Annotated in this window: 12 protein-coding genes; all 12 read left to right on the top strand. The window is 30.7% G+C overall.

The window, feature by feature from the left end; translation table 11 throughout:
* The first annotated feature begins 123 nt into the window (after window positions 1–123).
* Window positions 124–1,848, top strand: a complete 1,725-nt coding sequence (locus ACTHW2_RS05630; RefSeq protein ID WP_442262995.1) for a sensor domain-containing protein — start codon at window positions 124–126, stop codon at window positions 1,846–1,848.
* Window positions 1,849–2,064: 216 nt separating this feature from the next.
* Window positions 2,065–2,430 (top strand): prepilin-type N-terminal cleavage/methylation domain-containing protein, encoded by a 366-nt coding sequence (locus tag ACTHW2_RS05625; RefSeq protein WP_442262994.1) that lies wholly within the window; start codon window positions 2,065–2,067, stop codon window positions 2,428–2,430.
* Between the two features lie 251 nt (window positions 2,431–2,681).
* Window positions 2,682–3,332, top strand: coding sequence for a sugar transferase (locus tag ACTHW2_RS05620; protein ID WP_442262993.1), 651 nt, complete (start codon window positions 2,682–2,684; stop codon window positions 3,330–3,332).
* Complete coding sequence (locus ACTHW2_RS05615) at window positions 3,332–4,210, top strand: NAD-dependent epimerase/dehydratase family protein (protein WP_442262992.1); 879 nt, start codon at window positions 3,332–3,334, stop codon at window positions 4,208–4,210. The genes ACTHW2_RS05620 and ACTHW2_RS05615 overlap by 1 nt, the downstream gene beginning before the upstream one ends.
* Window positions 4,211–4,245: 35 nt before the next feature.
* Window positions 4,246–4,968 carry a glycosyltransferase family 2 protein gene (locus tag ACTHW2_RS05610; protein WP_442262991.1) on the top strand — a complete coding sequence of 241 codons (723 nt, stop codon included), beginning with the start codon at window positions 4,246–4,248 and terminating at the stop codon, window positions 4,966–4,968.
* Window positions 4,969–5,009: 41 nt separating this feature from the next.
* Entirely contained in the window at window positions 5,010–5,969 is a 960-nt protein-coding gene (locus ACTHW2_RS05605) for an ATP-grasp fold amidoligase family protein (RefSeq protein WP_442262990.1), read from the top strand.
* A gap of 36 nt (window positions 5,970–6,005) precedes the next feature.
* Window positions 6,006–7,094 (top strand): glycosyltransferase, encoded by a 1,089-nt coding sequence (locus ACTHW2_RS05600; protein WP_442262989.1) that lies wholly within the window; start codon window positions 6,006–6,008, stop codon window positions 7,092–7,094.
* A gap of 8 nt (window positions 7,095–7,102) precedes the next feature.
* A complete protein-coding gene (locus ACTHW2_RS05595; RefSeq protein ID WP_442262988.1) occupies window positions 7,103–7,975 on the top strand; it encodes an ATP-grasp fold amidoligase family protein in 873 nt (290 codons plus the stop codon).
* Between the two features lie 23 nt (window positions 7,976–7,998).
* Window positions 7,999–9,063 carry an EpsG family protein gene (locus tag ACTHW2_RS05590; RefSeq protein WP_442262987.1) on the top strand — a complete coding sequence of 355 codons (1,065 nt, stop codon included), beginning with the start codon at window positions 7,999–8,001 and terminating at the stop codon, window positions 9,061–9,063.
* A gap of 19 nt (window positions 9,064–9,082) precedes the next feature.
* A complete protein-coding gene (locus ACTHW2_RS05585) occupies window positions 9,083–10,054 on the top strand; it encodes a glycosyltransferase family 2 protein (protein ID WP_442262986.1) in 972 nt (323 codons plus the stop codon).
* On the top strand, window positions 10,038–11,498 hold the full coding sequence (locus ACTHW2_RS05580; protein WP_442262985.1) for a lipopolysaccharide biosynthesis protein: 1,461 nt from the start codon (window positions 10,038–10,040) through the stop codon (window positions 11,496–11,498). The genes ACTHW2_RS05585 and ACTHW2_RS05580 overlap by 17 nt, the downstream gene beginning before the upstream one ends.
* Window positions 11,495–12,558 (top strand): ATP-grasp domain-containing protein (locus ACTHW2_RS05575; protein WP_442262984.1); only part of this gene is annotated, 1,064 nt, incomplete at its 3' end. The genes ACTHW2_RS05580 and ACTHW2_RS05575, both read left to right, overlap by 4 nt.

Here is a 12,558-nt window from a genome sequence, read left to right as displayed (position 1 = left end):
AAATAATTAATTAATTTAAAATTAATGCGTCAACTATATTGACATCTACCGAAATTTAATTTAAATGATTTAGCATTAGTACAAGATAATATTATATTTAACTTTAAATATAGAGACTTTCTAATGTTATCAGGGACAAGCATACTTTTATTTATAATAGTTATTACACACTATTTTTTAAGAAAAGATAAAGAACAATTAAATCTTACAGAAAGTATAGCAAGCAATACCAATGATGCAGTAGTTATAACTAATAAAGATACTGAAATAACATATGTTAATAATGCATATGAAAAGATAACAGGATATAAAAAAGCAGAAGTATTAGGACTTAAAGTAAGTAATTTTAAATCTGGAAAACATAAAGAAGAATTTTACAAAGATATGTGGCAAAATATAAACAAAAAGGGTTACTGGACAGGAGAGCTTTGGGATAAGAGAAAAGATGGAATACTTTACCCTAAAAAGCTTTCTATATTTAAAATTAAAGATAAGTTTAGAAAAGATAATCTTAAATATGTAGGTATATTTACAGATTTAACAGAAATAAAAAAAGAACAAGAGTATTCTGATAAATTAAAAGATTATAATATGGATACAAATTTACCAAATGAAAATTTACTTGTAAAACTTATAAATAATAATATAAATAAAAATAAAGAAAGTTTTTATATTATGAATTTTTCAATAGAAAACTATAATAGCATATTATTAAAATTTAAAAGTGACCATGTATTTATAAATTTTTTAATTAATCGAATAAAGAAAATCGTATCTGAAGATGACTTTATAGCCCAAACAAATGGCACTAAATTTGTAATATTTTTATCTTCAATTAAATCAAAGAAAGATATGAATGATTTTTTAAATGATTTTTTACATCAAACAAATCAATCATTCTATATAGAAAACAAAGAAATATTTTATGAAATAAAAGCTGGAATAGTAAATTTCCCTAAGGATGGCAAAAGTCCAGATGAACTTATAATAAATTCATATATGGCACTTGACAAAGCAATAGATACAAAAAGCATAAATTATGTATATTATGATGAATATTTAAAGAAAAATTTACAAAAAGAAACGGAAATAAACTTACTTTTAAGAAGAGCAATAGAAAACAACGAACTTTATGTATATTATCAACCTCAAATAGATTCAAACACAGGAAATATAGTAGGAGCAGAAGCCCTTCTAAGATGGAACAATGAAAAATATGGTATGATTTCACCAGCTATATTTATACCAATAGCAGAAAGAACAGGTCAAATAATTGAAATAGGTTACTTTATAATAGAAAGAGTATTTAAAGACTATGTAGCTTTAAAACATAAATTAAATGAAGAATTTAGATTTTCAATAAACATATCTCCATTACAATTTAATGATAAAGAATTAATACCTAAACTCAAATATTATATAAACAAATATAAAGTAGATGCTACTAAAATAGAAATAGAAATAACAGAAAATCTATTAATGGAAGATATAATAACTATAAACAAAAAGTTAAAAGAATTAGAAGAGTTAGGAATGACAATAGCAATAGATGATTTTGGAACAGGATTTTCATCACTTAGTTATATCAAAAATTTAAATGTAGATAAATTAAAAATAGATAGGGCTTTTATAAAAGATTATCCAGAAAAAGATGATGGAGAAATGGCAGATATAATAGCAAACATAGCTCATAAATTAAATTTAAATGTGATAGCAGAAGGAGCAGAAACAAAAGCTCAAGTAAATTATCTTAAGACCATAGGATGTAATCTAGTACAAGGATATTACTACAGTAAACCACTTGAAAGAAATGAATTTGAAGACTATATGTCGAACTATGTCGAATGATAATATAATATGTTGTATGAAAGTTGTAATATATACCCAATAAAACCTTGACCAAACATAGTTTGTCCTATACAATAAACATAGAAATTCGAGCTAAAAAGAGTTATTTATATAAAATAACACAAAATAATGTTAAGGGGATTAGCATTATTTTTTTGGTCTTTCTATGTGTAATAGATTTTGCATTAAAAATTCAACAGTTGGGGTATTGCTTCCATGAGGGTTATAAATTGCAAGAAAAATTTTAGTAATGATAATAAAGGTTTTACTTTAATTGAAGTTATAATAGTGATTGCAATAATTCTTATTTTATCACTTATTTTATTGCCCAATTATTTGTCATATAGAGATGATGCTAAAGAAAGAGTGTGTAATATAAATAGTATAGAATTTGAAAGATCATATCATTTATATTTAGTAGATGAAGGTATAGATCATACTGATTCGATGTTTACTAAATATTTAATAGAACAGGATATTAAGATCTGTCCTGAAAATGGTGAAATTAGCTATGTGAATAATAAGGTTAAATGTTCTATTCATGATAAAGAGAAGGAAGATAATGATGTTCTATATATTTAGTGATTGGATGATTAGCACGACGTGAGTATGGTGAAAGGATAAAGAGGCTGTAACGCTGTAATATCAATGGTTTCAACACAACTTCCAAATGTACTAATGTTACAGAAGCATTACACGTAGTCTCATTCAATCAAGAGCCATATTTATGCAAGATATAGTACTGGAAAATAATCAAAACACTACATATAGAGACGAAAACAAGGTGTATTAATCACCTAAATATACATTTACAAAGGGCAGGAGGAACTAAAATGGTTTACTTAAAGATCAAAAGATTAATAGATATTATACTTTCAACACTTGGACTTATCATATTATCTCCTGTTTTCTCAGTACTTATTATAGCAATCAAGGTTGACTCCCCTGGACCTGTTCTCTTTAAACAGAAGAGAGTTGGGATCCATAAGAGTCATTTTCATATATTGAAGTTTCGCACCATGAGAATTGATACTCCTAAGGACACACCAACACATCTTTTAGATAATCCGGATCAATGGATTACTAAGGTAGGAAAGTTCCTACGCAGGACATCTCTGGACGAGCTGCCACAAATCATCAATATCTTTAAGGGTGAGATGAGTATCATCGGCCCTCGTCCTGCGCTCTGGAATCAGTATGATCTGATTGAAGAAAGAGATAAGTATGGTGCAAATGACGTGCCGGTTGGCCTTACTGGATGGGCGCAGATTAATGGTAGAGATGAACTTGAGATTGATGTTAAAGCAAGACTTGATGGAGAGTACGCTGAGAAGATTGGCCTTCTGATGGATGTCAGATGCTTCTTTGGGACTGTGATAAGTGTACTAAGGACTGATGGTGTTGTTGAAGGTGGAACTGGGGTTAAGGGTAAAGCAGCTGAAGTAAACTCTAGTAATTCTAAGACTGAGGAGACAGTGAAGTAATGAAAAATATCAAAAATATTTTAATCACTGGTAAGAACAGTTACATAGGTACATCTCTGGAGAATTGGCTCATGAGAGAACCTGATAAATACAAAGTAGATACGGTTGATATGAAAGACGGGTCATGGAAAGAGAAAGACTTCAGTCAATATGATGTTGTGTTTCATGTGGCTGGGATTGCTCATGTTTCATCTGATCCTAAGATGGAAGACCTCTATTATAAAGTAAATAGAGATTTAACGATTGAAACTGCTGAGAAGGCCAAGGCAGAAGGTGTAAAGCAGTTCATTTTTATGAGCAGCATTATAGTCTATGGCGATAGTAGCAGTAGCAAGAGAGTTATAGATAAAAATACAGTTCCGACGCCGAGTAACTTCTATGGAAATAGCAAGCTACAGGCAGAGGTAGGTATCAAGAGTTTAGAGTCAAATGACTTCAAAATAGTTGTGGTAAGACCACCTATGATTTATGGGAAAGAGTCTAAAGGAAACTATCCAAGACTTGCAAATATGGCTAAGAAGATACCAGTATTTCCTGACATCGATAATGAGCGCAGTATGCTTCATATAGATAATCTATGTGAGTTCATAAAGGTCATGATTGATCATGAAGAAACAGGGCTTTACTTCCCACAGAACAAGGAGTATGTGAAGACTAGTGAGTTAGTTAAGACGATAGCTGAGGTTCATGGGAAGAAGATAATGATGACGAAGGTATTTAATCCTGTACTGAGATTGATGTTTGGGATTGGAATAGTGAATAAGGTATTCGGCAATTTGGTTTATGAGAAGTCAATGAGTGACTACGATAAGGCGAATTACCGAATAAGAACATTTAAAGAATCTATTGAAATGACGGAATTGGAGCGTGGGCAGTAATGGAGAATAAAAAAGAAGAATTAGTATCAATTATAATGCCTGCTTATAATTGTGGGGATTTTATAGGAACTACTCTTGACTCAGTGATTAACCAATCATATAAAAACTGGGAAGTAATTGTTGTAGATGACTGCTCAACTGATAATACAGCTGGTGAAGTCCAAGAGTACATAATGAAAGACAATCGTATTAAATATCATAAGCTAGAGAAAAACTCAGGTGCAGCAGTAGCAAGAAATAAGGCTGTTGATCTTGCATCGGGTAAATATATGGCCTTTCTTGATAGTGATGATGTTTGGTTTCCGGAGAAGCTAACAAAGCAAATTGGGTTCATGGAAGAGAACGATTATGGGTTTACATGTACAAGTTACACAAAGATTGATGAACAAGGTGAGTGCTTAAATAGGACTATAGTTGCTCAGCCAAGAAGAGACTATGATGGAGTTCTAAAGACTTGTCCAGGCAATTCGACAGTTATATATAACGCTGAGAAGCTTGGGAAGTTTAAGATTCCTGATATAAAAAAAAGAAATGATTATGTTATGTGGCTTCAAGTAATAAAGAAAGAGAAGTATCTCTATGGTATTGAAGAGCCGCTTGGAAGTCATCGTATAAGAACGGAAGGGATATCTAGTAATAAGAAAAGTCTTGTAGGTTATCACTGGAAAGTTTATAGGGAAATTGAGAATTTGTCGTTGCTTAAGTCGAGTTACTTGATTGCGTATTGGGTATTGGCGACGGTGTTTAAATTGAGGTAGATAATGTTAAGTAGAAAAATTAAGTTCTGGAGGAATTTCAGGTGAACAACACAAAGTTAAGAAAGATAAAGAATATAATCAAGAATAATGATGAATTAGCGTTTAGATTAAAAGCTCTATCAATTCAAGTATCTGATATTCTTTCAAAAATCATACCTGATGAGTCTTATATTAAATGGCAGTATAAGAGTAGAACAGGAAGGAAATTGAATTTAGATAGTCCCCAATTATATAATGAGAAAATTCAGTGGTTAAAATTAAATTACAGAAAGTCAATTTTGAATAAATGCGTTGATAAATACGAAGTAAGAGAATACGTGAAGAGCAAAATAGATAATGCTGAAGAAATATTAATTCCAGTTATCGGAGTCTACAATACTATTGAAGAAGTTGATTTTGATAGTTTACCAAATAGTTTTATTTTAAAACTGACAAATGGATCTAGTTTCAATTATATATGCTTTGATAAGAATAAAACAGAAATAAACAAAATAAGAAATAGATTTAGAAAATGGATTAATCTTAAATATTATTCAATCGGCAGAGAATGGGCATATAAAGATGTAAAAAATAGGATAATATGCGAAGAATTATTAGTAACTAAAAATGGGAATCCCCCTGAAGATTATAGATTTTTTTGTTTTAATGGAGAAGTTAAACTTATAAGTGTAGATTTAGAGTCGGTTGTAGATGGGGTAAAGAATTCTAATTATTATAGGAATTTATATGATAAAAATTGGCAATTGATAGATGGTATTATTGAATATCCAAATAGGTTGGATGAAACAATTGAAAAGCCTTCAAAATTACAGGAAATGGTAGAAATTGCTGAAAAATTGTCTTCTGATTTTCCGGCAGTCCGTGTTGATTTTTACTATTTTGATGATAAATTCTATTTTGGTGAATTGACATTCTATCATGCATCAGGTTATCAAAGTATTCAACCGTATGATTTAGAGAAAAAAATGGGTGATTGGATAAAAATTGATAAGTTTATCTAAAGCATACTGATGATTTGATTATAAAGAGGTGATAATTTGAACATTGTATATGTAACAAGACTCTCTAAGAACAAATGGGCAGGGCCCAACACAAGTGTACCAAAACAAATTGAAGCACAATCTAAAATTGATAATGTTTTTTGGTATAACGTTAATGATTTCATAATTGGTAAGACTGCTGGTGATATTGTCTGCCACTGTACTGATGAGTATCCATCATTAAAAATCACAGATCTTCCAAGGCCATTTAACAAGCCAGATCTAGTGATTTTTGAAAGCTTATACTTTAAACCATTTTTAAAGGTTGCGTCTAGCTGTAGAAAGAATGGAATTCCTTATATTATCATACCAAGAAGTTCTTTGACAGATGCAGGACAGAAATCAAAGGCAATAAAAAAAATTATTGGAAATACTCTATTTTTTAATAGATTTATAAAAAATGCTATTGGGATTCAGTATCTTACTGAAAAAGAGTATCGTGACTCAGGTGACAAATGGAATAGAAATAATTTTGTTATTCCAAATGGTATAGATTTGAAAAGCATCACAAAAAGTACTTTTAACTCTGAGAAATTAGAAGGGATTTTTATTGGAAGATTAGATATTTATCAGAAAGGGTTAGATTTATTTCTAGAAGCTTGTGGGAAAATAAGGAACGATTTAGCAAGAAATCATTGTCACTTTACAATTTTCGGACCGGAAATTAATGGCTCAAAAAGTAAACTTAAAGAGATTATAAAAGATTATGATCTTCAAGATATAGTTGTAGTAAAGGATGCAATTTTTGATGATGAAAAGGCTGAAAAATTATTAGAAAGTGATTTTTTTATTCTAACTTCACGGTTTGAAGGTCATCCGATGGGATTGATAGAAGCTTTAAGTTATGGTCTCCCATCACTTATAACAAGTGGGGCTAATATGTCAGAAGAGATTATTAGATCAGATGCGGGATGGACTGCCGATATTTCAGTTGATAGTATTCAAAGAGCTTTAAAAGAGCTATTACTCGATAAATATAATTTACATAAAAAAAGCCAAAATGCTTTAAAATTATCTGAACACTACAACTGGAATAAATTAGCTGAGGTTTCTTATGAAAATTATAAAGAACTACTTGAAAGGTGAGAGTTAAAATGATTTTACTAAATAAAGTAATCTACAACTTTAAAAAAATTATACCTGATAAGTTATATCTTAAACTGCAATATAGGCATCATTTTAACAAGAAATTAAACCTCAAAGGTCCTAAAAATTTTAATGAGAAGATTCAGTGGTTAAAATTAAATGATAGAAAACCAGAGTATGTAAACTACGTTGATAAGTATGAAGTTAGAAAATATATTAAAGATACAATTGGAGATGAGTATTTAATTCCTTTGATAGGGGTTTATGATAGTGTTGAACAAATAGACTGGATAAGTTTACCAGATAGTTTTGTGTTAAAGTGTACACACGGTTCATCATCAAACATTATATGTAAAAATAAAGCCGATCTAGACATAGAAGCAGCTAAAATAATGTTAAATAGATGGCTGTCAAGTAACTGGTTTTGGTATGGTAGGGAGTGGCCTTATAAAAATGTAAAACCTCGTATAGTCTGTGAAAAATATATGGTTGATGAATCAAATGTTGAATTAAAAGATTATAAAATATTTTGTTTCAATGGGGAACCCAAATTAATACAAGTCGATTTCAATAGATTTGAACATCACCAAAGAAATATATATGACATTAATTGGGATTATATTGAAGCCTCAATTAAATATCCAACAAACCCTGATACAATAATTAAGAAGCCAGTAAAGCTTGATGAAATGTTAGAGATTTCAAAGAAGTTATCAGCCGGAATTCCTCATGTGAGAGTTGATTTATACTCCATCGAAGAATCAATATATTTTGGAGAATTAACGTTTCATCATGGATCGGGCTATGAGAAAATTAAACCTGAGTCACTAAATAATGCTATGGGGGAATGGATTGATCTAAGCAATTTAACAGGTAATTAAATTTTTAAGATGGAGAGGTTTTAATGAGTATATATCTAGTTGTTGCGGTTTTAACTGCGATTTTTAGTGAATTATCTGTCAAGTTAAGGAATAAAACGATAAGAAAATTGAGTTTTTTAGTCGCGATTATAGTACCTTCATTTTTATATGCTGTAAGATATGGGATTGGAACAGATTACTTTAATTACGCATCTGCATTTAATAGACTTCAAATAATTGGTTTTGAAGGTAGATTCGAATGGGCTTATGTTTTACTCAATATTTTAGTGGGGCGCTTAGGTGGTTCTCTAGAACTATTGTTTTTTATAATAGCAATAATTATGTTTTCATTTTTGTATTTATCTTTAAAAGAATATTCTAATTCAATTAGTATTGGCATTGGAATGCTAGCGTATATGTTGTTGTTTTATCAGATGTCATTCAATATGGTACGGCATAGTGTGGCGATGGCTATATGTTTATTTAGTGTTAAATATATTCAAGAACGAAAGTTTTGGAAATTTATTATGATTATTATTCTAGCCTCGGGATTTCACAACTCAGCATTAATTTTAATCCCTGCATATGTCATTCATGGGCAACTAAATAAACAGATACCTAGAATGATTATTTATTTTGTTTCAGTAGTAAGTGTTATTAGTATTGACAAATTAATTAAACCAGTATTAGAAAAAATTCCTCAATTTAACTACTATCTTGTTTATCTTCAAAATGATTCAGGTGATTTTACGTTCAACTATTTAATTAGACACGCTCCGTTTATTTTAATAGGAATAATGTTATATAGATTCATTAAAAAATATGATAGAAGATATAGTTTTGTTTATTCATTATATGTGATTAGCTTAATAATGAAATTAAGTGGACTAATAGGTGCTGAATATTTAAATAGGATTTCCTTAAATTTTGAGGTAGTATTAATTTTATTAGTAGGCTACTATGTCAAATATCTTAATAAAACAAAACATTATTTTGCTAGTGTTTTAATTGTTATTTATTTGCTAATTTATTGGTATTATTTGTATATTTTTACTGGATCGCACGGCACATATCCTTATAAAACAATTTTGGGATTGGTATTTAAGTAGGAGGAATGGAGACGATAAAATGGAAAATATTGATATAAGCATATGCTGTTTAACATATAATCATGAAAATTTTATAGCTGACGCTATTGAGAGTTTCTTAATGCAAGAGACTTCATATAGATATGAGATTTTAATCCATGATGATGCCTCAACTGATAAAACACCAGAAATAATAGAAGAGTATAGAGTCAAGTATTCAAATATTATAAAACCATTGTACCAAAAAGAAAATCAATACTCGAAAGGTGTAAGTGTATCAAAAATTAATATGGAAAGAGCTGGTGGTAAATATATTGCACTTTGTGAAGGGGATGATTATTGGATCGATATACACAAACTACAACAACAAGTAGATTTTTTGGAGAAAAACAATGAATTTTCTTTGTGCGTTCACTCGGGTGACATGGTTGATGTGAATAACAAGAAAGTACATAGTGTGAGACCATTTAAAAATAATAAAGTGTATAAAACTGAAGAATTAATTCTAGGGGGTGGGGATATGTTTCCTACAAATTCAATGCTTTTTAAAACAGAGCATATAAAAGTATTGCCTAAATTTTATAATATTTCGCCAGTAGGGGATTACCCTTTAGTAATATATCTATCTTTAAAAGGAAAAGTGTACTATATCGATAGAATTATGTCAGCATATAGAGTTGGTGTAGGCGGATCATGGACTCAAAGAGTTAGTTCAAATATATTTAATGCACAGCAGCATTATAATTTAATGAATAATGTGATGCTCGAATTGAACAAATACACCAACTATATGTTTGATGGTCAAATCGATGAGATGAATAATCGTAGAAAGCTAAATCTTCTTTGTATTAGAGGAGAATTCGATAAAATAAAAAATGGGGAACTGGAAAAATACTATAATGATATGAAATTGTCTAAGCGAATTACCATATATCTTAGATGCAAGTATCCTAGGTACTATGCGATTACTAAAAAACTCTTAAGGAAAATTCATTATGCAAAACTTAAATAAAAGTTTGGTTATATCCGCTTTATTATGGAAACTCTTAGAGAGAACTGGTACTCAAGGCATACAATTCATAGTTTCAATAGTTTTAGCTCGCTTACTTATGCCAGAGCAGTATGGAATTATAGCGCTTGTGATGGTATTTATATCTTTAGCCGGGGTCTTTGTACAAAGTGGATTTAATACTGCACTTATACAGAAGAAAGATGCTGACGAAGTTGATTTTTCATCTGTTCTATATTTAAGTTTAGGTGTTGCAGGGATTCTTTATATAATAATATATTTTTCTGCACCTTTTATAGCCAGCTTCTACACACAACCTTTGTTAGTTCCTGTGATTAGAGTGCTGTCAATAACATTATTTATAGGAGCATTTAATTCTATTCAAAATGCATTTGTAGCACGAAATATGTTATTCAAAAGACTTTTCATAAGTAGCTTAGGAGCAGTCATTATATCAGGAATTGTAGGTATAATTGCTGCATACCAAGGTTGGGGAGTATGGGCACTAGTAGCGCAGCAATTAACAAATCAACTGATGATCGCTATTATACTATGGTTTACCATAAAGTGGAGACCCCATCTACTATTCTCACTTAAAAGAGTAAAAAATCTTTTTTCATACGGGTCTAAGCTACTAGCTTCAGCACTAATTGATACACTCTACAGAGAGTTAAGGACGCTTATAATTGGTAGAATGTACACTCCGGCAATGCTAGGGTTCTATAATAGAGGACAACAATTTCCACAAGTAATAGTAACGAACATCAATGGATCTATTCAATCAGTCATGCTACCGGCGTTGTCAGCTCATCAAGATAATAGGAAAAGAGTTAAAGAAATGATGAGAAGAGCTATCGTAACGAGTTCATTTCTCATATTTCCTATGATGGTTGGTATGGCAGTTGTGGCAGAGCCATTAGTTAAAATAATATTAACCGAAAAATGGTTACCAGCAGTACCGTTTTTACAAATTTTTTGTATTTCATTTTCTTTCTGGCCTATTCATACAGCAAATTTGCAAGCTATAAATGCAATGGGTAGAAGTGATATTTTCTTAAAACTTGAAGTTATTAAAAAAATAATGGGTTTAATAATCTTAGGAATTAGTTTGTCTTTTGGAGTTTATGCCATAGCCTTAGGACAAGTTTTAAGTGGTGTTATTTCAACTTTTATAAATGCTTATCCAAATAAACAGCTACTGGATTATAGCTACAAGGAACAGTGGATAGATATTGTGCCCTCGTTAATGATTTCATTAGTTATGGGAGCATTAGTTTATTCAGTAAATTTTTTGAACATTCCAGCTTGGCAGATACTTGTGACGCAAGTCGGAGTTGGGTTTGTTACATATATTGGCTTGGCAAGGATATTTAAAATTGAGAGTTTTGGGTATTTGATAACCACTATCAAACAACTCGTAAAATCAAGAAAGGGGGTCTCAAATTGAAGAAAATATTACTATTAGGTGGTTCAACTCAACAGATCCCTGCAATAGAATATGCAAATGAGCAAGGATACTATACCGTATTATGCGATTATTTAGCAGATAACCCAGGTCAGAACTATGCTAAAAAATTCTATTGTGTAAGTACAACAGATAAAGGTGCAATACTAGAAGTCGCAAAAAACGAAAAAGTAGATGGAGTAGTAGCGTATGCCTCTGATCCAGCAGCTCCAACGGCAGCCTATGTCGCTGAAAAATTAGGACTTCCAACAAATCCATATAAATCAGTTGAAATACTAGCTTTTAAGGATAAATTTAGAGAATTCTTAAGAGAGAATAACTTTAATTGTCCAAAGGCCAAAGGATTTTCATCCATTGAAAGTGCCAAGGAAGAAATAAATCAATTTACTTTTCCAGTAATGGTTAAACCTATTGATTCATCAGGAAGCAAAGGTGTAAGTAAGGTTGAAAAGGTAGAAGATTTTGAAGAAGCCTATAAAATAGCTTTAGATAATTCACGAGGGAAAAATATTATTGTTGAAGAGTTTATAGAACAAGATCATGAGTACATGGTTGGTGGGGATTGTTTTGTATTAAATGGCGAGGTCGTCTACTGGGGTTTTTTGAATTGTCACAGGGATCCTAAAGTAAATGCTCTTGTACCTGTCGGCAAAAGTTACCCACTGTTAATTAGCGAAGACCGAGTCAAGCAAGTTAAAAGAGAAATTCAAAGAGTTGTAAACTTGCTTCACATTGAGTTTGGAGGCTTTAACGTGGAAGCTATGATTGATAGTAAAGAACGTGTATTTTTGATTGAAATGGGTCCTCGTAATGGTGGTAATATGATTCCGGATTTTCTGAAAATGATACATGGCGTAGATCTTATTGGAGCCACAGTAGAAGCAGCGATTGGGAATAAAAATTTCCAATTAAAACAAAAATCTAAATCTGGATTTTACGTAACTCATAATCTACATACAGACAAGGATGGATTATTCCAAACGGTTAAATATAAAAATGGTATTGAAGACAAAATTTTGAAAGAAGTCATATATAAGAAAAA

The sequence above is a fragment of the Tissierella sp. genome (assembly GCF_052089545.1).
Taxonomy (GTDB): domain Bacteria; phylum Bacillota; class Clostridia; order Tissierellales; family Tissierellaceae; genus Tissierella_A.
The sequence above is the reverse complement of the archived record's forward strand: the minus strand, read 5'-3'. Positions and strand labels throughout refer to the sequence as shown.